General features: G+C 65.4%; 22 protein-coding genes. 12 read left to right on the plus strand and 10 right to left on the minus strand.

What is annotated here, in order from left to right; all coding sequences use genetic code 11:
• Window positions 1-2: 2 nt before the first annotated feature.
• On the minus strand, window positions 3-827 hold the full coding sequence (locus VF34_RS07395) for an enoyl-CoA hydratase/isomerase family protein (RefSeq protein ID WP_045841240.1): 825 nt from the start codon (window positions 825-827) through the stop codon (window positions 3-5).
• 119 nt (window positions 828-946) lie between these two features.
• Between VF34_RS07395 and VF34_RS07400 the strand changes: the two genes are divergently transcribed.
• The 3 genes from VF34_RS07400 to VF34_RS07410 all read left to right on the plus strand — a co-directional run bounded on the left by VF34_RS07400 (window position 947) and on the right by VF34_RS07410 (window position 2,657).
• Window positions 947-1,777 carry an enoyl-CoA hydratase-related protein gene (locus VF34_RS07400; RefSeq protein WP_032375019.1) on the plus strand — a complete coding sequence of 277 codons (831 nt, stop codon included), beginning with the start codon at window positions 947-949 and terminating at the stop codon, window positions 1,775-1,777.
• A gap of 124 nt (window positions 1,778-1,901) precedes the next feature.
• The gene (locus VF34_RS07405) at window positions 1,902-2,084 is read left to right on the plus strand and encodes a hypothetical protein (protein ID WP_155289621.1); all 183 of its coding nucleotides are present in this window, start codon (window positions 1,902-1,904) and stop codon (window positions 2,082-2,084) included.
• A gap of 18 nt (window positions 2,085-2,102) precedes the next feature.
• Window positions 2,103-2,657, plus strand: coding sequence for a DUF4839 domain-containing protein (locus tag VF34_RS07410; RefSeq protein WP_032375021.1), 555 nt, complete (start codon window positions 2,103-2,105; stop codon window positions 2,655-2,657).
• A gap of 186 nt (window positions 2,658-2,843) precedes the next feature.
• On the opposite strand, the gene VF34_RS07415 is transcribed toward VF34_RS07410, so the two are convergent.
• Window positions 2,844-3,611 (minus strand): SDR family NAD(P)-dependent oxidoreductase, encoded by a 768-nt coding sequence (locus tag VF34_RS07415; protein ID WP_032375022.1) that lies wholly within the window; start codon window positions 3,609-3,611, stop codon window positions 2,844-2,846.
• 221 nt (window positions 3,612-3,832) lie between these two features.
• On the opposite strand from VF34_RS07415, the gene VF34_RS07420 reads away from it, so the two are divergent.
• Window positions 3,833-5,011: a thiolase family protein gene (locus tag VF34_RS07420; protein WP_032375023.1), complete on the plus strand. Its 1,179-nt coding sequence runs from the start codon at window positions 3,833-3,835 to the stop codon at window positions 5,009-5,011.
• Window positions 5,011-5,874: a PaaI family thioesterase gene (locus VF34_RS07425; protein WP_032375024.1), complete on the plus strand. Its 864-nt coding sequence runs from the start codon at window positions 5,011-5,013 to the stop codon at window positions 5,872-5,874. The genes VF34_RS07420 and VF34_RS07425 overlap by 1 nt, the downstream gene beginning before the upstream one ends.
• 76 nt (window positions 5,875-5,950) lie before the next feature.
• Here VF34_RS07425 and VF34_RS07430 read toward each other — a convergent pair whose 3' ends face one another.
• Window positions 5,951-6,658, minus strand: coding sequence for an SDR family NAD(P)-dependent oxidoreductase (locus VF34_RS07430; protein ID WP_032375176.1), 708 nt, complete (start codon window positions 6,656-6,658; stop codon window positions 5,951-5,953).
• 29 nt (window positions 6,659-6,687) lie between these two features.
• A complete protein-coding gene (locus tag VF34_RS07435; protein ID WP_032375025.1) occupies window positions 6,688-8,139 on the minus strand; it encodes an NAD-dependent succinate-semialdehyde dehydrogenase in 1,452 nt (483 codons plus the stop codon).
• A gap of 175 nt (window positions 8,140-8,314) precedes the next feature.
• Here VF34_RS07435 and VF34_RS07440 point away from each other — a divergent pair, with 175 nt between their 5' ends.
• Genes VF34_RS07440 through VF34_RS07455 form a run of 4 tightly spaced genes read left to right on the plus strand, consistent with a single transcriptional unit; the run spans window position 8,315 to window position 11,948 of the window.
• Window positions 8,315-9,169, plus strand: coding sequence for a 3-hydroxyacyl-CoA dehydrogenase family protein (locus tag VF34_RS07440; protein WP_032375026.1), 855 nt, complete (start codon window positions 8,315-8,317; stop codon window positions 9,167-9,169).
• Between the two features lie 7 nt (window positions 9,170-9,176).
• On the plus strand, window positions 9,177-10,625 hold the full coding sequence (locus tag VF34_RS07445; RefSeq protein ID WP_052063130.1) for a carboxyl transferase domain-containing protein: 1,449 nt from the start codon (window positions 9,177-9,179) through the stop codon (window positions 10,623-10,625).
• A gap of 26 nt (window positions 10,626-10,651) precedes the next feature.
• Complete coding sequence (locus VF34_RS07450) at window positions 10,652-10,975, plus strand: DUF4286 family protein (protein WP_032375027.1); 324 nt, start codon at window positions 10,652-10,654, stop codon at window positions 10,973-10,975.
• A 37-nt stretch (window positions 10,976-11,012) separates the two neighbouring features.
• Window positions 11,013-11,948: a VOC family protein gene (locus VF34_RS07455; RefSeq protein ID WP_032375028.1), complete on the plus strand. Its 936-nt coding sequence runs from the start codon at window positions 11,013-11,015 to the stop codon at window positions 11,946-11,948.
• A 69-nt stretch (window positions 11,949-12,017) separates the two neighbouring features.
• Here VF34_RS07455 and VF34_RS07460 read toward each other — a convergent pair whose 3' ends face one another.
• The 3 genes from VF34_RS07460 to VF34_RS07470 are packed head-to-tail and all read right to left on the minus strand — an operon-like array spanning window position 12,018 to window position 14,391.
• Window positions 12,018-12,437 carry a hotdog family protein gene (locus tag VF34_RS07460; protein WP_032375029.1) on the minus strand — a complete coding sequence of 140 codons (420 nt, stop codon included), beginning with the start codon at window positions 12,435-12,437 and terminating at the stop codon, window positions 12,018-12,020.
• Window positions 12,438-12,468: 31 nt separating this feature from the next.
• Window positions 12,469-12,990 (minus strand): FAS1-like dehydratase domain-containing protein, encoded by a 522-nt coding sequence (locus tag VF34_RS07465; protein WP_032375030.1) that lies wholly within the window; start codon window positions 12,988-12,990, stop codon window positions 12,469-12,471.
• A 24-nt stretch (window positions 12,991-13,014) separates the two neighbouring features.
• Window positions 13,015-14,391 (minus strand): vWA domain-containing protein, encoded by a 1,377-nt coding sequence (locus tag VF34_RS07470; protein ID WP_032375031.1) that lies wholly within the window; start codon window positions 14,389-14,391, stop codon window positions 13,015-13,017.
• 62 nt (window positions 14,392-14,453) lie between these two features.
• On the opposite strand from VF34_RS07470, the gene VF34_RS07475 reads away from it, so the two are divergent.
• Complete coding sequence (locus tag VF34_RS07475; protein WP_032375032.1) at window positions 14,454-15,137, plus strand: alpha/beta fold hydrolase; 684 nt, start codon at window positions 14,454-14,456, stop codon at window positions 15,135-15,137.
• Window positions 15,138-15,150: 13 nt separating this feature from the next.
• Here VF34_RS07475 and VF34_RS07480 read toward each other — a convergent pair whose 3' ends face one another.
• Window positions 15,151-16,035, minus strand: coding sequence for an AAA family ATPase (locus tag VF34_RS07480; RefSeq protein ID WP_045841160.1), 885 nt, complete (start codon window positions 16,033-16,035; stop codon window positions 15,151-15,153).
• A 232-nt stretch (window positions 16,036-16,267) separates the two neighbouring features.
• Here VF34_RS07480 and VF34_RS07485 point away from each other — a divergent pair, with 232 nt between their 5' ends.
• Window positions 16,268-17,395: an acyl-CoA dehydrogenase family protein gene (locus VF34_RS07485; RefSeq protein WP_032375034.1), complete on the plus strand. Its 1,128-nt coding sequence runs from the start codon at window positions 16,268-16,270 to the stop codon at window positions 17,393-17,395.
• Between the two features lie 18 nt (window positions 17,396-17,413).
• Complete coding sequence (locus tag VF34_RS07490) at window positions 17,414-18,652, plus strand: acyl-CoA dehydrogenase family protein (RefSeq protein WP_032375035.1); 1,239 nt, start codon at window positions 17,414-17,416, stop codon at window positions 18,650-18,652.
• A 144-nt stretch (window positions 18,653-18,796) separates the two neighbouring features.
• On the opposite strand, the gene VF34_RS07495 is transcribed toward VF34_RS07490, so the two are convergent.
• Complete coding sequence (locus VF34_RS07495) at window positions 18,797-20,290, minus strand: class I adenylate-forming enzyme family protein (protein ID WP_032375036.1); 1,494 nt, start codon at window positions 20,288-20,290, stop codon at window positions 18,797-18,799.
• A 19-nt stretch (window positions 20,291-20,309) separates the two neighbouring features.
• Window positions 20,310-20,603, minus strand: a complete 294-nt coding sequence (locus VF34_RS07500; protein ID WP_032375037.1) for a hypothetical protein — start codon at window positions 20,601-20,603, stop codon at window positions 20,310-20,312.
• Between the last annotated feature and the right edge of the window lie 47 nt (window positions 20,604-20,650).

Raw genomic sequence — 20,650 nt, forward strand, 5'->3', positions numbered from 1 at the left:
GGTCACATTCCCCGAAAGTTCGGTGCGCGCTTGCCCGCGTAGGCGGAGAAGGCCTCTGCGCTCTCGCCACCGCTGCCGAGACCGAGCAACGTGACCTCCATCTTCCAGGCCTGCTCGAAGGTGGCCTCGTAGGCGTCGTTGATCTGGCCCTTGATGTGTCCGATGCCGATGCTGGGGCCGTCGGCGAAGCGGGCAGCCACGTCGCCTGCCACGGACAGTAGATCGGCGGCGGGCACGCATTGGTTCGCCAGCCCCCATCGTTCGGCTTCGGCACCGCTGACGGCCTCGCCGAGCAGTCCCATGGCCTTGGCCCTGGCGGGTGGCAGGGCGCGGGTGAGGAGGTAGGCCCCCAGTGCCTCGAGCGGGAGTCCTCGCGTGACGAAGACCTCGCAGAACCGTGCATCCTCGGCGGCGACGATGTAGTCGCAGGCCAGTGCGAAGTTGCAGCCGAAACCGTATGCGGGCCCGTTGACCGCTGCCACGAACGGCTTCTCGTTCTCCCAGACGGCCTTGATGACGCGCCACCAGCCGAACTTTCTGCCGTCCTCGCGTGCCATGGTGGAACCGTCACCGCGGCGAGACTCGGGGGCCACCTGGAAATGGTCGTCCTGACTCAGGTCCGCCCCCGAGCAGAATGCCCGACCGGCTCCGGTGACGACGGCGACGCGGATGGCGGGATCGGTGCGGATCTCCTCGATGGCGGCGAGCAGGTCGTCGCGCATGTCGTGGTCGATGGCGTTGAGGCGTTCGGGTCGGTTCATGGTCAACCAGGCGATTCCCTGGTCGACGCGGAGCTCGATCGCGGAACCGGTCTGCACTGCGGACATCGACGTCACCATTCTCGTATTTTGCATCGTAACCGTTCTAGTGTTGTATACCGTAAGCCTAACTAGGCGCGCAGCGATACGGACTGTGCCCATCGCACTTCTCGAGAAATGAGTGGCCCATGACTACGGACGCACCGGCAGTGAACGATCAGGCGGGCATCGACGACGCAGAGGTGTTGGTCAGTCGGCGAGGAAACGTGATGCTGATCGTGATGAACCGGCCGAAGGCTCGCAACGCCGTCAACGAGGCGCTGTGCCTGGCGGTCGGCGATGCGCTGGAGGAGGCGGACAACGATCCGAATGTGCGTGTGGTCGTTCTGACCGGTGCTGGTGACAAGGCCTTCTGTGCCGGTGCCGATCTCAAGGCCATCGCCCGCGGCGAGGGAATCATCCCGCCCGGACGCGAGGCATGGGGTCTGGCGGGATGGGTGGGCCATGCCATCAGCAAGCCGACGATCGCCGCGGTGAACGGGCCTGCCCTCGGCGGCGGTACCGAGATCGTGCTGGCTGCAGATCTGGTCGTCGCGGCGGATACGGCCACCTTCGGCCTGCCCGAGGCCAAGCGTGGTCTGGTGGCCGGAGCGGGTGGCGCATTTCGACTGGCCGCGAAGATTCCGCCCGTCGTCGCGATGGAGATGTTGTTGACCGGTGAGCCGATCGACGCACGGCGCGCCTTGGAACTCAACCTGGTGAACAGGGTCGTTCCGTACGATCGACTCCTCGACACCGCACTGGAACTCGCTGAGCAGATTGCGGCCAATGCGCCGCTGTCGGTGCAGGCGCACAAGCGGATTGCGCTCGGTCAGCATCCCGACGGTAGCCGTCCGAGTGAGGAAGCAGGCTGGGCGATCACCTCGACGGAATCGCAAGCCACCTCCGCATCGGCCGACGCCAAAGAGGGTCCGGCAGCGTTCGCCGAGAAGCGCGCACCGGTCTGGACCGGCCGCTGACCCTGCGCACACCAGAGCACCACGGCACCAGGGCACCACGACACCCCGGGCCGCACAGGCGTTGGCGGTCGGTAGGCTCCCTGCGAGTCCGGTGACGTTCCGGCATGACGCTGGGAGTTTCGAGATGGCTACGGACACCGACATCGCGTACGAGACCAAGACGGTCCGTGCGGTCCGCGGCATGGTGTCGCGGACCATCGAGAAGTGGGAGGGCGAAGGCTGGGAGGTCGTTTCCCAGTCACCCGGGAAGATCAAGACGGAGATCACGTTCCGACGGCCCGCGCCCAGGTCTCATCGGCTCCTCTAAATCGTCGGTGGCGGCGCGTTGACGCTTGTCCTCGCGACCGTCATCGCCATCGGCGCGATCGGTGAAAACAACACTGCGCCAGTAGAGTCCGCGAGTCCTGCGTCGAGTGAGGCAGCTGCACCGAGCGAGCAACCGTCCCCTGACGCGGTAGGCACGGCACCGGCACCATCGCCGGAGCCCGAAGGCGTCGTCCTCACATCCGAGAACAGTGCGGAGCTCGCGGCCGTGCTCGCACTGACCGACACCTGCTCACCTGATATGGCAGCGTTCGCGTCGGCTCATCGAGGTCGGACGGTGTCGGTCCCGGGCAGCATCGGTGCGATGGCACCCTACGAGGACGCAAGCACCAGATACCTCATCCTCATCGGCGCGGGCGACTTCAGCGAAACGTCCGCTCCCGGGCCGGCTTTCCTGTTCCGCGATGTCAATCTCACTGCCGATCTTCACTGGTCCGGCTCGGTACCGGAGACGATCGGCGTGGGGACGAACCTGAGTGTGACGGCGAAGATCGACCGCTACGAAGAGACGACGTGCCTGTTCCTGCTCGATCCGGTGGTCACTGCCGTCCGCTAGCTCCGGCGATCGAATGTGAAAACGCACCGGATCGGCCAATAGTGTTGCCAATTGGCGGAATCCCGCCGATCGAGTCGAATGTCGGCCACGCAGGTGCGCCGGAGCCTACCGCCGACCAGTGACGCCGATGCTGGTCACCGCACTGCGCGGTGACCAGCATCGGTGGTCAGGTGAAGGCCGGGTCGATCAGATGTTGAATCGCTGTGCTCCGTCGATTCGGATGACCTCACCGTTGAGGTAGTCGTTCTCGGCGATGTGCAGTGCCAATCGGGCGTATTCGTCGGCGTGTCCCATGCGCTTTGGGTTCGGCACTCCCGGGCCCCATTTAGCCTGTGCCTCGGCTTCTTCCATTCCGTAGGCGGGGGTGAAGAAGGTGCCGGGGGCGATGCACATGGTGCGCACGCCGATGGGGGCGAGGTCGCGGGCGGCGACGAGGTTGAGGCCGATGACTCCGCCCTTGGCTGCGGAGTAGTCGGACTGGCCGACCTGGCCCTCGTAGCCGGCGATGGAGGCCGTGGTGATGATGACGCCGCGCTGGCCCGAGTCGAGTGGCTCGTTGGACGACATCGCGGCGGCGGCCTGGCTCAGCACGTTGAACGTACCGGTGAGAAAGATGTCGACGGTGCGCTTGAAGGTGGCCAGAGGGTAGGCCTTGCCCTCCCTGTTCACGATGCGCTTTCCTGCGGCCGGGCCGCCGTGCACGATCACCGCGGTGCGCAGCGGACCCAACTCGACTGCGGCGGCGATGGCGGCGGCAACGGAATCCTCGTCGGTGACATCGGTCTTGACGTAGCGGACGCTATCGCCCAGGGCCTCGGCGAGAGCGTTGCCCTTCTCGTCGGACAGTTCGGCGATGACGACCTTGGCTCCGGCGTCGACCAGACGTCGGACCGTGGCTTCACCGAATCCGCCTGCGCCACCTGTGACGAGTGCTGAGCTTCCTGCCAGTTCCATGGATTCTCCTGATGTCGTGCCGCTCGGCGAGCGGTGTGGTGTGAAGGGCGTCGGGCCGTGTTTTCGAGAGCGTGGATCTGCTGGTCGAAATCGGTTCCCCGACCCTGGTGGTTACTATACTGTTGGCATTACGGTAGCTAGTACCGAATTAAAAAATCAGGGCGTTTTCCGACTTCTGTCCCGGATGTGGACACGCCCCCTGCAGATAGTGAGGAACGCTCATGTCGGACGCCGTCATAGTCAGCGCCGCGCGCACCGCGATCGGAACTGCGTACAAGGGATCTCTGAGGAATACGTCGGCAGAGGACCTGGCCACCACCGTGCTCGAGGAGACGGTACGCCGGTCCGGTCTCGAACCTGCACGATTCGATGACGTCATCTTCGCCGAATCGGGTTACGGCGGCGGCGACCTCGCCCGCTACGCGGCGGTCAAGGCCGGCCTCACCACCGTGTCCGGTCAGGCCGTCAACAGGCACTGCGCCGGAAGCCTGACGGCAGTGGGCAACGCGGCCGCGAACATCATGTCCGGCATGGAACAGGCGATCGTGGCCGGCGGCGTCATGTCCGCGTCCACCGGACCGAAGTTGTCCCAGCGTGTCCTCGGAACCGTCGACGAGTACAACGACGGGTGGATGCCACCGACCCACCCCGATCGCGCCGATGCGCCCAACCGGGACATGTCCATCACCGTCGGCTGGAACACCGCGCAGTCCCTCGGGCTGACCCGAGAAGAGCTCGACGCGTGGGCTTTCCGGTCGCATCAGCGCGCGATCGTGGCCATCGATGCGGGCAAGTTCGTCGACGAGATCGTGCCGATCAAGGTGGAGGGTCCGGACGGGGCCATCGTCGAATTCGCCGTCGACGAGCATCCCCGACGCGGATCGACGCTCGAGAAGCTGGCGTCGTTGCGCGTGCTGCATCCCGAGATCGAGGGCTTCAACATCACCGCGGGTAACTCGAGCGGCATCAACGACGCTGCGGCCGCACTCGCGTTAACCAGCGCAGACCTCGCCGCATCCGAGGGTTTGACCACCATGGCCACCGTGCGGGCGTGGGCGGCGCTCGGAATCGACCCCAAGGACACCGGCCTCGGCGCAATCCGAGTGATTCCGAAGGTGCTCTCGCGCGCAGGGATCGACGTCGCCGACGTCGCACTGTGGGAGATCAACGAGGCGTTCGCCTCGGTACCGGTCGGTGCGTGCAAGGAACTCGGAATCGACGAGGAGCTGGTGAACTTCAGCGGCAGCGGTTGTTCTCTGGGGCACCCCGTTGCTGCCTCGGGCGCTCGCATGCTCACCACGCTGATCTACGAACTGCAGCGTCGCGGCGGCGGAATCGGTGTTGCGGCGATGTGCGCCGGTGGTGGCCAGGCAGGCGCGGCGATCATCGAAGTTCGCTGATGACGATCGAATCCGGTCCGCGACCGGCGGTACATCCACGGGGTGTCGACGTCCTGACGGGCCCGGCGGCTTCTCGTTTCGCCGAACACACCCCCCAGACCCTCTTCGCCATCGATCGGCGTGAGGACTGGGGGGTGACGGGCCTCGGCATGCACACGGGTCCGTGGATGACCGACGCCGAGGGCGTGCACTATCCGAGTTCGGTGGCGATCATGATGGACAGTGTCCTGTGTGGGCCACTGTTCGTGCGGCGTCCCGGCCCGACGATGGGCATGGCCACCTCGGAACTGTCCCTCGATTTCGTTCCCGCTGCCACCTGGCAGGGACCCGAACTCAGTGCGGCGAGCGAACTGATGCAGATCGATGCCTCGGGCGGTCTGACCCGGGGAGACGTACGGGATTCGTCCGGAAACATCTGCACCACCGGAACACTGTGGGGCCGGTTCTTCCCCATCGCCAGCGGAGACAGTCCCTCCGAGCCGATGGACATCCCCGGTCCTGATCCGACCGCGACGTTGACGGACATGTTCTGCGGAGTGCCGCAGCGTACCCATTCCGGTAGCGAACTCCAGATCGCCGCCGCACCGTGGCTCAACAATCCACGCCAGGTCATGCACGGCGGTGTGCTGGCGACGCTCTCGGATTACGTCGCGGTGGCAGCACTCGACGGCGGCGCTGCGCGGTGGTCCCCACTGTCGTTGCGTACGAATTACTTTCGGCCTGCGGTGGAGGGTGACAAGGTCACCGTCGTCGCCGAGGCGGTGCAACGTGGTCGATCGCTTGCGGTCATGCGCGTGCGGACGATGGGCGCATCGGGTAAGCCGTTCACGCACTCGATGGTCTCGTACGCCGTCAAACCGTAGGACCTTGGAACTGATGGGCGAGCCGGCCGCGGGACACCTCACCGCGGCCGGCTCGAGTTCTTCGGTGCGGCTGCGCTCAGCCGACGCCGGGGAGCGGGATCTGGGCTCCGGAGATGGCCTCGGAGTCCGGCCCGACCAGAAAAGCGATGACCTGTGCAATGCGCTCGGGTGCAACCCAATTGCTGCGATCGGCGTCGGGTTGCCCGGCCCGGTTACCCGGGGTGTCGATCACCGTCGGCATCAGGACGTTCGCGCGGATGCGGTCCTTCTTGTATTCCACCGCCAGCGCCGCGACGAGCGAGAGCACGCCGGCCTTGGCGGTGACGTAACCCGAGGCTCCGGCGAACGGTGCCGATGCGGCCTTGGTGGACATCGCGACGATGGAACCTCCACCGGAGGTGATGAGGTGGGGGATCGCCGCGGCGGACATCGCGTAGGTGGGTCGAAGATTGAGATTCAACTGGTGCTCGAAGTCGCCGATCGGACTTTCGTGCACGCGCGGTCCCATCGCGAACCCGCCGACGAGATTGACCAGTGCGGTCAACGGTGCGGTGGGGTCGGCAGCTCCGAGGGCGGCGACGGTCTCGGTGCTCTCGGTGTCGAACAGATCTGCCTGGGTGAGCACCAGATTCGGGTTCGAGGAGTGCTCGGCCAGGCGTTCGACCTCGGCTTCGGCGATCCAGGGGACGACGACGCGCCAGCCCTTGTCGAGCAGCAGTGCCGTCACGGCGGTACCGAGACCGCCGGTGCCGCCGGTCACGATCACCGATTGTTGTTGCGTCATCTTGTGTTCCTCGCCTTCGTGTGCAGTGCTCACAGGCTCATGCCCACGAGCTTGACGTCGAGATATTCGTCGAGCGCCTGGGCGCCGCCTTCGCGTCCGAGTCCACTGTCCTTGACTCCGCCGAACGGTGCAGCGGCCGCGGTGGGGTTGATGTCGTTGACGCCGACGATTCCGAAGCGGAGTTTCTCGGTGACGCGGACGGCCCGACGCAGATCGTCGGTGTAGACGTAGGAGGCGAGTCCGTAGTCGGTGTCGTTGGCCCGGCGCACGGCCTCGGCCTCGTCGTCGAAACGGATGATCGCCGCGATGGGGCCGAACGTCTCCTCGCGATAGATGTCCATGTACTCGGTGACGTCGACGAGGACCGTCGGTGCGTAGAAGTTCTTTCCCGGGGAGCCGTCGACGTCCACTCGGTGTCCGCCGGCGAGAACACTGGCACCCTTGGCCACCGCGTCGTCGACCTGACGCGCCATCTTCTCCATGGCGTCGGTGTCGATCAGCGGGCCGATCGCGACTCCGGCACCGGCACCGCTGCCGACCTTCATTGCGTTCACCCGGGAGGTGAAGACCTCGACGAAACGGTCGTAGGCACCGGATTGAACGAAGATGCGGTTGGGGCAGATGCAGGCCTGTCCGGTGTTGAGGAACTTCACCAGTGCCGCACCCTTGGCGGCGTGCTCGATATCGGCGTCGTCGAACACGAGAAACGGTGCGTGCCCGCCGAGTTCCATCGACACCCGCTTCATCGTCGCCGCCGCGCGTGCGCCGAGTGCTCGCCCGACGGACGTCGATCCGGTGAAGGTGAGTTTGCGGACGTCCCGGGAATCGAGCAACACGTCACCGACTTCCTCGGGACGATTCGACGTCACGAGATTGACCACCCCGGCCGGTATTCCGGCCTCCTCGAAGATCTCGAACATCGCCACCGCGCACAGGGGCGTCTGCTCGGCCGGTTTGAGTACGACGGTACAGCCGGCTGCGACGGCGGGAGCGACCTTTCGGGTGATCATCGAGATGGGGTAGTTCCACGGCGTGATCGCGGCGACGACTCCGACGGGTTGCCGGAGCACCGAGAGGCGGTGGTCGGCGCGCGGGGACGGAATGCTGCTGCCGTACACCCGCTTTGCCTCCTCGGCGAACCAGATCAGGAAGTCGCTGCCGTAGTTCACCTCGTTGCGGGCGGCCCGCAACGGCTTGCCCTGCTCGCGTGTCATCAGGGCCGCCAACTCGTCGGCTCGCTCGGTCATCAACCGGTGGGCACGCAGCAGCGCTGCCGAACGGACGTACGCGGTCTCGCCGGCCCACGTGTCGAATGCCTGTGTGGCAGCGGTGACCGCAGCACTCGCGTCGGCGCGACCACCGTCGGCGGCGACGGCGAATGCGGCGTCGGTGGCCGGATCGAGAACGTCGAATGTTCGGCCGTCTGCAGCGTGTTGCCAGTGGCCGTCGACGAAGAGTGTGGCGGCGGGATCGCGAGTCATCGGGCGTGCCTTCCGTAGCTGTCGAGCGTGTGTACCGAGCGTGTGTCGAGAGGGGGACGCCGGATCGAATCAATTCTTCGTTTCGAGGTCAGGTCCCGCGAAGCTCTGTTATCGTCCTGGTTACCGTAACACTTACCGGTAGGTCCTATGGAGTGCTTTAGTGAGGAGAGTGTCAGTGGAAATCACACGGGTTGCAGTGGTCGGCTGCGGAACCATGGGGGGCGGAATCGTGCAGACCGCTGCGCGATTCGGCTTCGCCACCGTCGGGATCGAGACCTCGACGGCCGCGGCGACGGCCGCCCAGGAGCGGATCGAGGCAGGTCTGCGCGCAACCGCCGATCGCGGGAAGATCACGCAGGACGAATTGGCGCAGGCATTGGCGCGCATCACCATCACCACGGACTTCGCCGCGGTAGCGGATGCGGACCTGGTGATCGAGGCGGTCTTCGAGGATGTCGACCTCAAGAAGAAGGTGCTCGCCGACATCGATGCGCTCGTGGCGCCCGGTGCGTACATCGCATCGAACACCTCCACCATCCCCCTGGTGATCCTGGCTGCGGCCACCAAGCGTCCCGAATCGGTCGTCGGGTTCCACTTCTTCAACCCGGTGCCGTCGATGAAACTTGTCGAGGTCATCAAGACACCGGTCACCGAAGCGGCCAACGTGGACGTGCTCGTCGAGTTCGCGAAGGCGCTAGGTAAGAGCCCCGTCGTGGTCAACGACGTGCCGGGGTTCATCGGAAACCTGCTCATCGTGCCGTACCTGGTGGACGCGATCCGAGCCTTCGAGCGCGGTGTTGCGGACATGGAGTCCATCGACGATGTCATCAAGCTCGGGTTCAACCACCCGATGGGACCGTTCGCGCTGAGCGACCTGATCGGACTCGACATCGTCCACGACATGGCCGCATCGATGTACGAGGAATACAAGGATCCTCGCTACCAACCGCCGACTTTGCTCAAGCAGTACGTACGACTCGGCTGGCTCGGTCGCAAGACCGGCCGCGGCTTCTACACGTACTCGAGCTGAATCCGCTGTGACAGCCTCGGTGATCGGCACCCCGGACGGAGTGGACGAGACGGCGACGCACTTCGCGGACGAGTGGGATCTGGACCTGGTCTCCACCGACCCGCTCGGCTTCGCCGGGTACACCCCGCCTGCGATCGAGTCGGTGCGCAGTGGAACGGTGCGCGCACCCGACGGCACCGGAGAGCACGTCTTCATCGACTGCGACTTCGCTCGACACGGCGGCACGATGGGTGCCGTTGCGGGCGAGCGCATCGTCCGTGCCGTCCGTCGCGCCACCGATCGCGCTCTACCGGTGGCGTTCCGAGTCAGCAGCGGCGGTGCTCGACTGCAGGAGGGGATGTTCGCTCTCGTTCAGATGGCGAGGGTCACCAGCGCGCTCGTCGAACACCGTCGTGCCGGTCTGATGACGGCGGCGGCCCTGCGTCACCCGACCACCGGTGGGGTGTACGCCTCGTGGGCGTCCGGTGCCGACGTACGCATCGCCGCTCCTGGGGCCGTCATCGGTTTCGGCGGCCCGCGAGTGGTCGAGCAGGTGACCGGGGTGCGTCCACCGGCGAGCTCGCACACGGCCGAATCCGCATACGCGAACGGTCTTCTCGACGCGCTGGTCCCCGAGCCGGAGCAACCCGCCCGCCTTCGCTCGGTGCTCGGTCTGGCGGCCGCAGACCCACTGACTCTCCCTGCAGGGCGAGGTGGACCTCGAACCGCCGCGGCGTCGCCGGTCTCGTCGGACGCCTGGGACGTGGCAGGGTTCGCACGATCTCCCCGGCGCGCCTCGGGGTTGGAATGGGCTGCCTGGCTTACAGATTCGTGGATCGAGCTGCGCGGTACTGATCCCGCGATACGGGCGGGTATCGCCACCGTCGACGGAGTTCGTGTGGTGCTGATCGCGATGGATCGGGTGCCGGGCGCCGGGCTGGGTCTGCCGGGCCCGGCCGCGTTCCGGCTTGCGCAGCGGGCCATTTCCCTGGCCGACCGCTTACATCTGCCGGTGGTCACCTTGGTCGACACCCCCGGTGCCGACCCCTCGCCCGACGCGGAGGCCGACGGTATCGCGCACGAGATCTCGGCCACCATGGCCGCGATGGCTGCGCTGTCCAGCGTCAGTGTCTCGATCGTGGTCGGCGAAGGTGGCAGCGGCGGCGCGATGGCCCTCGCGCACGCCGATCACGTTGCAATGCTCCGGCATTCGGTTTTCTGGGTGATCGGACCGGAGGCGGGGTCGGCCGTACTCTATCGCGATCCGAGCCGGGCAGCCGGCCTCGCCCGCGCATTCGCACCCACCGCCGCCGAACTCGTGGGTTCGGGATTCGCCGAACGCGCCCTGCCGGAGTCGATCACGGGCGTCCGCCGGTACATCCTCGACAGCATCGCCCGCAACGACGCGGGTCATCGCACCAGCCGCTGGAATGCGATGACCGAACGTGCCTACCGCGGAGCCGGACCGAACAGCTAATTTCAACGAAGAGAACAGGACTCACCATGGCGAAATCGATACTGCTGGCCTCCAGCAGTCCGGCGACCGCGGCCGACGACGAGGAATTCGGCCGATGGTACGACGGGGTGCACATCCCCGATGTTCGGGCGGCGATACCGGCCATCACCACCGTCGGCCGCTACAAGGTACTCACCGCTGACGCCGACGCGCTGCCCCGCTACGTCGCGATCTACGAGATCGACGACGCCGACGCGGCCGGAGCTGCTGCTGCGCTGCAGGGCGCCGTGGGAGAAGGACGGGTGACGATGACCGAGACGATGAACGTCACCGACCATCCGCCGGTGGTCGAATTCCTCACCAGCATCTGATTTTTCATCCAGAAGACACGATCACAGGAGAAGTGACATGGAGAAGACAGTTCAGAAGACAGGCGATCACGGAATCGGCCTGATGATCCACATGGTGCACATGACCGACGACGTTCCGTCGCTCAACAAGTTCTACGAGGACGTGTTCGGTGGGTTGATGTTCATGGGCGTCGACGAGCCGCAGTGGCTCGAGGTCGAGGACCGCTGGGCCGGCCTGATCCAGGTCTCGGACTTCTGTGTCGAGACAATGGCTCCCAATCTGCCTGCGGATCCGACCAAGCCGGTGGGAAAGTTCTTCACCAAGTACGGAAAGCATCTGCATTCGGTCGGATACAAGGTCGACGATCTCGAGGCCATCGGTAACCGGTTGATCGAACGCGGCGTCTACATCGGCAAGCCCGGTGGCGGCAAGATCGAGGAGATGGACCCGGAGACGGTCTACTTCTACCCGAGCCCGCGTGACACGGCAGGGCTGATGGTGGAACTGTGCCGCACCGATATGCCCGACGACCCGCGCCAGCTCGGCACCTGGTCCTCACAGGTCAAGATCTGGCGTAGCCATCCGCTGACGATCGAGCGGGCCAACTACGTGACGCTGGGCGTCAAGGACCTCGATGCGGCAGTGCACACGTATGTCGATGTGATCCAGGCTGTTCCGGTGCATTCCGGGATCGACGACGAGCTGCAGACCAAGTTCCAGATCGTCCAGCTCGGCGACTGCCTGCTGCAGCTCGCACAGCCGCTCAGTGCAGAATCCGAACTGGGCCGCCACGTGGCGCAGTGGGGAAACATGATCTACGGTGTGACGTTCCGCGTCTCCGATATCGATTCGGCCGAGAAGTGGCTCAACCTCAAGGGCGTCCGGACCACCCGGATCCGGCCGACGTTGCTCGCCGCCAATCCCGACGACACCCACAATGCGCCGTACTTCTTCAGCACCGAGACGATCCCGAACGATCCCTTCGAGGTCTGACCCTCTCACCACGTAATTCGGGGTGTGTCGCGATTGTGCGACACACCCCGAACTACGTTCGAAGTCGCTCTAGCGCAGGAGAACTCGCGCGGCACCCGGTGCCATCTTGTCGCCGACGGCATCCTCGGTCCACAGTTCGAGGCCCACTTCGGTTCCCTCCTCGGTCGAGTCGACCGAGGTGACGCGTCCGTGCGCCGTGACCGTGCCCTTGGTGTTGGGCTTGCGGAACTGGCAGCTCATCGACAGGATCACCGCGTTGTCCCCGGCCCACTGCCGCACCAGATTGTGCAGGTAGGACCACTGCAGGTTGCCCATGCCGAATGCACCACTCTGACCGGCGATTCGGCCCGCCTCGTCGTCCATGTGGATAGGTACGAATTCGTCGTTGACCGCGGCGTATCGGTTCCAGTTGGCGAAACCGGTGTCGCGAGTGAACGGAGTGAGTTCCTCGCCCACCGTGGGTGCGGCGACGGTCTGTGTGTTCGTCATGAAGTGTGTCGCTTTCGTGTCAGTGAATGGATCAGTGCCGGATCAGGGTCATCAGGGTGCGCTTGACCACCGCGCCGTTCTGGTTGGTCCACAGATCCTCGATGGTGGTGAACAGCATCGAGCCGAGTTTGCCGTCGCGCTCGCGGTACTCGTGCAGGCTCTCGGTTCCGGTGATGACGTCCCCCGGCCGCATCCGTTCGCCGTATTCGGCGACGAGTCCGCCGTTGAGCTGGAACTTCAGACCGGGACCGGCGATGCCGAGCGCCTTCTCCAACCGGTCCGGATCGTTCGCATCGATGTCGGCTGCCTCGTCGGCCCGTGGGGTCGAACCGGCTACGGACCACGCGAAGGGATTGAACTCCTCCGGTGCGACGATCGAGGACCACACCGTGCCCGCCGCGTAGTCACTGTCGAGATACAGACGCGGCGGCTCGGCCGGCCAGTACACCGCGAGAGCCCATTTGCGAATATCGGACTCGGAGATGGGGTGTGACGAACGTTGCGTCACGGTGCGTCCGACCGCGCCGTGCATGGCCTCGGAAACGAGTGTCATGGATATACCTCTCTGTAAAGTAAGTCAGCCCAGTGATTCGACGAAGTCGACGAGTTGTCGGATGTTTCGGCACTCGTGAACCCCGTCGCAGTGCTTGGAGTACTCCGCGATCACGGAGTCCCCGCTGTTCCACAGCACCTGCTTCTCCGGGTTCAGCCAGTACAGGTGCGCGGCCCGCGACCGCACTGCATCGAGCAGATCGGCGCGGGGGTTGTGGTAGTTGTTGCGCGCATCGCCGAGCACCAGGACGGTGCTGCGGCTGTCCAGATCGCGCAGGCATTCCGCGGCGAACGATTCGAGAGCATGACCGTAATCGGATCGCCCGTCGAGCCAGACGCCGAGCTTCTCGTCGTTGATTCTCTTCGAGGCGTCGACGATGGTGTCCGCCTCGGCGAAGATGTGCGTCACCTCGTCGACTCCGTCGATGAACACGAACGATCGCAGTGACGCGAACTCCATCCGCAGTGCCGACATCAGGCGCAGCGTGAACTCTGCGAAGGTGGCGACCGATCCCGAGATATCGGCGAGGACAACCAGTTTCGGCTTGCTCGGACGTGGATCGGCCATTGCCAGGTGCAGTGGTATTCCACCGGTCGACATCGATCCGCGAATGGTCCTTCGCAGGTCGACGACCTGTCGGCCGGAGCGTTTTCGCTTACCGGTCAGCGCGGCAGCGAGTTTGCGGCCCAGGGGATCCATGGCGGTCCGCATGGCCGCGATCTGCTCCGAGGACGCGGTGAGGAAATCGGCATCCTCCGGCAGTGGCGCACGCAGGGTGGCTGCCACCGCGTCGGCTCCGCGGTCCGCGACGAGGGCCAGCCGAATCCTGCCCTCGACGAGTTGGCGGAACCGCTCCACGCGGCGTTCGGCGTGTTCACGCGCCATACGTTGGCGCAGTCCCGGCATCGGACCATCCGATGCGGAACGTGAAACGATGTCTGCCACCAGGGAATCCGAGCCCATTGCGCGCATGGCGCGGTAGATGTAGAACGTGCCCGCCACCGCTCGGCCCGGTTGAATGCCTGCATGCCGATCGACGACCACGTTCGCGATCTCGCGCAGCAGGGTGTCGCCGTCGGTTGCGGCAGCGTCGAGAAGGATGTCGCGCAACGCGGCGTCGCTCAACGATGCGAGAGGTTCGGCTCCAGTGTCGGTCGACGGCTGTGCTGCTTCGGTCGAATCGGGCACCGGGGCAGCGAAGTACAGATCGAACACGGTGTCGTAGGCATGTCGGTGATCGTTCGATTTGACCAGACACGCGCCGATCGCCGACTTCAGATCTGCGCGGTCGGAGATGTCGGTGACGGTGACGGCGCGCAGGGCGTCGAGCACCTCGCTCGTGGAAATCGGTACCTGCATGCGGCGCAGTTCGCTGACGACACCCTCGATCGCGGTCAGCACCGTAATTCCCCGGACGATCGAATCATGCTGTAGCCCAACGGAAGAACGGCTACAGTGCGAGCATGACATCTTCCAAAATTCTGTTCGTGCACGGACTCGCGTCCAGTTACGCCAACAACTGGGAACGTAACGGGTGGCCGGACGTCATCGGTGAGCTCGGCTACGAGGCAGTGGGGTTCTCGCTGCCCGGACACATCGGGGCGATCGTGGACGCCGGCGACGACGACGCCGCCCTCGACGCGCTCCTCGAGGTGGCGGCGGACAACGACATCGATACCGCGGTGGGATTCTCGGCGGGCTCGCTGATGTTGTTGCGCAGTGCAGCTCGTAATCCCACCCGATTCGCGCGGCTCGCGCTGCTCGGCGTCGGCGACGGAATGTGGAACGACGGTGCAGGTCTTCGGGCCATCGCCGACGCGTTCGAGCAACCCGGCACCATCGCCGATCCCGTTCTGGCCTTCATGGCCAAGACCGCCGTAGCGGCGGGTAACGACCCGGGTTCGATCGCCCGCTTCGTGCGAGCGGTGCCCCGCCAACCCGATGCGCAGGCGCTGGCGTCCATCGCCGCTCAGGTACTGGTGATTCTCGGTGACAGGGACGATGTCGGGCCCGCGGACACCCTCGTGAGCTCGTTGCGCCGTGCCGAATTGGTGACGCTCGCCGGTACCGATCACTTTGCGACGAGCGCGGACTATCGGGCGCTCGCTGCCGTCGCGGACTTCCTGCGGGCACCGGTGTCGGTGTGAGCCGAGCACCGGATCAGGCATGAGTCGATTGGAGTTCCGCGGTGGCGGACTCGATGTCGGACTGGTACTTGAGCAGGACGTGCAGATGCGAAACGACGGTCTGCACGTCCACGTCGTCGGTGCCCAGTAGTACGAGTGTGCGCGCCCAGTCCAGGGTTTCGGAGATCGACGGCTTCTTCTTGAGGTTCATCGAACGCAACGATTCGACGACCGCGGTGACCTGTCCCGCGAGCTGTTCGGTGATGCCGGGCACCTTGCTCAACACGATGTCGCGCTCACGCGCCGCGTCGGGGTATCCCACGTGTAGGTAGAGGCATCGCCGTTTGAGTGCCTCGGACAGGTCGCGAGTGTTGTTCGAGGTCAGATAGACCAGTGGCCGCTGGGTGGCGACGACGGTTCCCAGTTCCGGGATCGAGACCTGGAAGTCCGAGAGGATTTCCAGCAGCAGTGCTTCGGTCTCGATGTCGAGGCGATCCACCTCGTCGACCAGCAGCACCACGCGATCCTCGGCTCGAATGGCCTCGAGCAGCGGCCGGGTGAGCAGGAACTTCTCGTCGAACACGCCGGCGTCGGTGCCGCTGCCCTTGTTGTCGCTGCCCTCGTCGCCGCGGGCGGCCTGGATGGCCAGCAATTGCTTGCGGTAGTCCCACTCGTACAGCGCCCGTGACTCGTCCAGACCCTCGTAGCACTGGAGCCGGATGAGCCGGGCATCGGTGATGGCCGCAACGGATTTGGCGAGTTCGGTCTTGCCGGTTCCGGCGGGGCCCTCCACCAGAATCGGTTTGCCGAGTGCGGCGGCGAGGTGCACGGTGCCCGCGATGTGATCGTCGGGGAGGTAGCCGTGTGCGGACAACCGTTGGCGAACGTCGCCTGCCGAGCCAAGATCGACTGTGTCCATGATGCCTTCTCTCTGCTGAACGTCGCTACAGAATACTATTCCGTTGGTCTTACCGTAAGGCATTTGACAACTCGCATTTCGCGGCGCATTCTGCTGGTGGCGACAACTATCGGTCGTTGCCACCGGTCGAGCAGACCGATTCGATGCCGTCGAAACGCGGTTCCTCCCCTCAGTTACGAGCCGTACGTCGGCGACACGACTGGGCGGCGACGGAACAGAAGGGTCAACCAAGATGACAGTGGACACATCGTCGGAACAGAAGCTGTTCCGAGCAACGACCAAGTCTTTCCTCGCCAAGGAGGCACCGATCAGTCGTGTGCGTGTCCTGGCCGAGCAGGACACCTCGTTCGAGCGCTCGTGGTGGCGCAGGGGAGCCGAACTGGGCTGGACCGCGCTGCAGGTTCCGGAGGAACTCGGCGGCGGCAGCGTCACCGGCAAAGGCATCCTCGATCTGGTGGCGGTGGCCGAGGAACTGGGCCGCGGCGTCGCACCCGGTCCGCTGCACCCGGTGAACGTGGTCCTGGCCGCACTGGTGGATGCCAGGACCGGACCGGATCACGGTAAGGCCATCGAGGAACTGGTCTCGGGCGAGAAGGTGGCTGCCTGGGCGGTGTACGAGCCCGGAAATGCCTGGGCCCCACATACTCCGGCAGTGACTGCCACGCAGACGGCGCAGGGCTACACCCTGTCCGGAACGAAGGACCGCGTCGAGGCCGGCCCACAGGCGGACGCCTTTCTGGTGACCGCGCTGACCGAGAACGGGCCACTGCAGTTCCTGGTCGACTCGGATGCTCCCGGTGTCACCGTGGTGCGCTCGCGCTCCATCGACATGGTCAAGCAGTACGCGTCCGTCGAGTTCGACGGCGTCGAGGTCGGCAGCGAGACCGTCGTCGGCGATATCGACACGACGGCGGCGCTGATCGACCGGCAGATCCAGGTGGCCAACCTGCTCCAGGTCGCCGAGACTGTCGGGCTACTCGACACCGTCTTCGACTTCACCGTGCAGTGGGCATTCGATCGCTACTCCTTCGGTCGCCCGTTGGCCTCGTACCAGGCACTCAAGCACCGGTTCGCCGACATGAAGATGTGGCTCGAGGCCTGCCATGCGACCGTGGACGGTGCCGCAGAGGCAGTGCAGGACCGAGCCGAGAACTCGGCGTATCTCGTCAGCGTCGCCAAGTCGTACGTCGGGTGGCGGTCGGCACAGATCATTCAGGACTGCGTGCAGATGCACGGCGGAATCGGCATCACCTGGGAACACGATCTGCACCTGTTCCTGCGCCGCGCACTGCTCAATCGTGAACTGCTGGGCACGCCGGAGGATCACCGGCGCTCCATCGCCGACCACCTCGAACTCTAGAAGGGACAACACACGATCATGACTGTGACGACAGAGAGCGTCGAGGACTTCCGGCTGCGCGCACGGGGTTGGCTCGCCGACAACATGCCCCGCTTCGATCCGGATGCCCCCGCCGCGCCCGAGGGTGACGACGACGCGATGTGGGCCCGCACCCGCGAGCTCCAGAAGATGCTCTACGCAGGTGGATTCGCCGGAATCTGCTACCCCGTCGAGTACGGCGGTCTCGGCCTGACCTCGGCTCACCAGGATGCCTTCACCGAAGAGGCGATGGGCTACGAGTTACCGCTGCTGCTCAACGTCCCCACGTTCACCATCTGCGCGCCCACCATCCTCGACATGGGCAACGAACAGCAGAAGCGGGACCGGATCAGTGCCGCCATCCGCGGCGACGAGATCCTCGTCCAGTTCCTGTCCGAGCCCAGTGGCGGATCGGATCTGGCAGGGCTGATCACCAGGGCCGAGCGGGACGGTGACGAGTGGATCCTCAACGGTGCCAAGACGTGGAGCACCAGCGCCTACGCGGCGGACTGGGCACTGTGCCTGGCCCGCACCGATTGGGATGCGCCCAAGCACCGCGGCCTGACGATGTTCCTGCTCAAGGTGGACTCACCCGGCGTCACCATCCGCCGAATCAAGCAGGTCAACGGCTCCACCGAATTCTGCGAGGAATTCTTCGACAACGTCGTCATTCCGGCGGATTGTGTTGTGGGAGAGGTCAACGACGGGTGGTCGGTCGCCTCTCGTCAGCTCTTCCACGAGCGCACGGCCGTGGGCGGTGGATCGCAGTACTCGAGCGGAGTCGGCGTGCTCGACACCCGCAACGCGTCGCTGGACTTCGTCGAGCTGGCACAGAAGACCGGGCAGAATCACGACGTCCGGGTGCGCGAGCGCGTCGGCGAGGCCTATGCCCACCGCACCGTGCAGGACCAGTTGATCAAGCGCATCGCCGGTGCCGTCGAATCCGGTGAGCTACCGGGGCCGGCCATGTCGCTCATCCGGCTCTTCCATGCCGAAACCGACTGGCTCAACAGCGATATCGCTCTCGAGCTGGCCGGTAGCGAATCGGTCGTGGGCCCGCTCGGTGAGCGCGGTGCTGCGGACATGGGTCAGCACTACCTGTCCCGCCAGGGCGCGAGCCTCGGCGGCGGCAGCAGTGAGATGTCGCGCAACATCATCAGCGAACGACTGTTGCAGATGCCCCGTGAGTACGCGGCCGACCGCGACGTTCCGTTCAAGGAAGTCAAGCGCGGACGCTGATCCCGCAGGAACAAAAAACCGGTATCGCCGCAGTTCATCGCGGCGGTGCCGGTTTTTTTCATGTCCCTGGCTCGCCGAACCGCTGACACACCGATGCCCCGTCCGAATCGGACGGGGCATCGGTGTCTGATGGGTGTACGGAGATCAGGCAGGTACATCCGAACGTACCGAGGCAACGAGGTTGCGTCGCAGAATCTTTCCCGTCGGAGTGGTCGGTAGTTCGTCCAGGAAGATCACGTCGTCGGGAGTCTTGGAGCTGCGCAGCTGCGCACGTACCCAGGCACGCAGAGCGTCGGCGTCGGCGGTTTGGCCGTCGGCTGTGACGACGAATGCCGCGATGCGATGACCCCACTCCGCGTCGGGGATTCCGGCGACGGCGCAGTCGGCCACCGATTCGTGTTCGGAGAGTACGGCTTCGATCTCCGCGGGCGCGATGTTCTCGCCGCCGCGGATGATGGTGTCGTCTGCTCGGCCCTGCACGAACAGGAAGCCGTCGGCGTCGAGGTAGCCGAGGTCGCGGGTGGGGAACCAGCCGTCGGCGTCGACGAGTGAGCCCGCCTCGAGGTACTCGCCGGCAACCTGCGGACCGCGGACGACGATGTCGCCGACAACGCCGGGCGCACAGGGGGAGCCGTCGAAGTCGTGCACCTCGATCTCCACGCTGGGCAGTGCTCGACCGACCGATGCCAGGCGGGCGCGGACATCGGGGTCGTCGCTGGCCAATGCGTCGCGGTGGTCGTCGGGGCCGAGAACGGCGATGGACGACGCCGTTTCGGTCAGGCCGTACGCGTTGACGAATCCGGTGTGCGGGAACAGCTCCAGTGCGTGTGCCAGTGCGGGCGCAGAGATCTTGGCTCCGCCGTAGGACAGCCCCTTCAGGGTCGGCGGACCGGTCTCGCCCGCGGCGACGAGTTCGCGGACGATGCGCACGAGCATCGTCGGCACCACCATCGCGTTGGTGATCTTCTCCCCACGCACGGTGTCGAGCCACTGCCGGGGAGTGAACTGATCGAGATACACGATGCGGCGGCCGGCGAACAGATTCGAGAGCAGATTGGCCACTGCGGCAATGTGATACGGCGGAACGCTGACGATGGTGGCGTCGGTTGCCTCGGCGGATGCGAACTCCACCGAACCGAGTACGTACGACGTCAGGTGCCGGTGCCGCAGTACCGCACTCTTGGGTGCGGCGGTGGTTCCACTGGTCATCAGCAGGACGGCGATGTCCTCGACGTCGGGATCGGCCGGATCCGCCAATGGCGGTGCGGCGCTTGTGCGCGCCAGGAAATCCGCGGTGGTGATCGCGTTGGGGGCACCGGCGCGCTCGGGGTCGTCGGTGACGATCAGCGGGTGCGCGGACCGCGAGATGATCTCGTCGATCTGATCACCACTGAGGCGAAAATTGATGGGCAGGAACGGCACACCGGCGTAGGCCGATGCGAACAGTGCCACCGGGAAGGCCGGTCCGTTGCCGCCGAGGAAGATGACGGTGTCTGCGCCGGACTCACGAACGATGCCCCCACCGGCCAGCGAGCGCTGTTGGAGCTGCGCGCCGGTCAGGCCGTCGTCGAGGGTGCCGAGCAAGGTGATGTCGCCATTGCCGCCCGCGACCATGTCGAGCAATGTCAGGAGGTTCATGATCTGTTCTCGACCCTTCTCAGTCGGACGCCGGCAGAGCTTTTGCCGACTTCAAGCTCAGTTCGCGATCTGCGAAGGTCAGCGATCCGGTGCCGGGCTTGACGATGAGAAGCTCGATCCCGGAATCGGCGTCGGTGTACCGCTTGCCCACGGCGAGCGCGGGACCCTCGGGACCGGACTGACCGGCTACCGCGTCGACGCTCATGGGAGCGCCGGCCAGGAGCACCGTGCCCTGTGCCTCGGTGCCGCGCACGACCACGACCTCGCAGCTCGACGATGGTGCGCGAAGGTGACTTCCAACTTTGAGTGCCACGAGAGATCTCTCCTCATATAGATGACTGCATATAGATGACTGCTTTG

Origin of the sequence: Rhodococcus sp. PML026, from assembly GCF_000963615.1 — a bacterium.
In the GTDB taxonomy this organism is placed as follows: Bacteria; Actinomycetota; Actinomycetes; order Mycobacteriales; family Mycobacteriaceae; genus Rhodococcoides; species Rhodococcoides fascians.

Coding starts and splice junctions, on each gene's coding strand:
- VF34_RS07395 (WP_045841240.1), bottom strand. CDS start 827: ATGTCCGCAGTGCAGACCGGTTCCGCGATCGAGCTCCGCGTCGACCAG.
- VF34_RS07400 (WP_032375019.1), top strand. CDS start 947: ATGACTACGGACGCACCGGCAGTGAACGATCAGGCGGGCATCGACGAC.
- VF34_RS07405 (WP_155289621.1), top strand. CDS start 1,902: ATGGCTACGGACACCGACATCGCGTACGAGACCAAGACGGTCCGTGCG.
- VF34_RS07415 (WP_032375022.1), bottom strand. CDS start 3,611: ATGGAACTGGCAGGAAGCTCAGCACTCGTCACAGGTGGCGCAGGCGGA.
- VF34_RS07420 (WP_032375023.1), top strand. CDS start 3,833: ATGTCGGACGCCGTCATAGTCAGCGCCGCGCGCACCGCGATCGGAACT.
- VF34_RS07425 (WP_032375024.1), top strand. CDS start 5,011: ATGACGATCGAATCCGGTCCGCGACCGGCGGTACATCCACGGGGTGTC.
- VF34_RS07430 (WP_032375176.1), bottom strand. CDS start 6,658: ATGACGCAACAACAATCGGTGATCGTGACCGGCGGCACCGGCGGTCTC.
- VF34_RS07435 (WP_032375025.1), bottom strand. CDS start 8,139: ATGACTCGCGATCCCGCCGCCACACTCTTCGTCGACGGCCACTGGCAA.
- VF34_RS07450 (WP_032375027.1), top strand. CDS start 10,652: ATGGCGAAATCGATACTGCTGGCCTCCAGCAGTCCGGCGACCGCGGCC.
- VF34_RS07455 (WP_032375028.1), top strand. CDS start 11,013: ATGGAGAAGACAGTTCAGAAGACAGGCGATCACGGAATCGGCCTGATG.
- VF34_RS07460 (WP_032375029.1), bottom strand. CDS start 12,437: ATGACGAACACACAGACCGTCGCCGCACCCACGGTGGGCGAGGAACTC.
- VF34_RS07465 (WP_032375030.1), bottom strand. CDS start 12,990: ATGACACTCGTTTCCGAGGCCATGCACGGCGCGGTCGGACGCACCGTG.
- VF34_RS07475 (WP_032375032.1), top strand. CDS start 14,454: ATGACATCTTCCAAAATTCTGTTCGTGCACGGACTCGCGTCCAGTTAC.
- VF34_RS07480 (WP_045841160.1), bottom strand. CDS start 16,035: ATGGACACAGTCGATCTTGGCTCGGCAGGCGACGTTCGCCAACGGTTG.
- VF34_RS07485 (WP_032375034.1), top strand. CDS start 16,268: ATGACAGTGGACACATCGTCGGAACAGAAGCTGTTCCGAGCAACGACC.
- VF34_RS07490 (WP_032375035.1), top strand. CDS start 17,414: ATGACTGTGACGACAGAGAGCGTCGAGGACTTCCGGCTGCGCGCACGG.
- VF34_RS07495 (WP_032375036.1), bottom strand. CDS start 20,290: ATGAACCTCCTGACATTGCTCGACATGGTCGCGGGCGGCAATGGCGAC.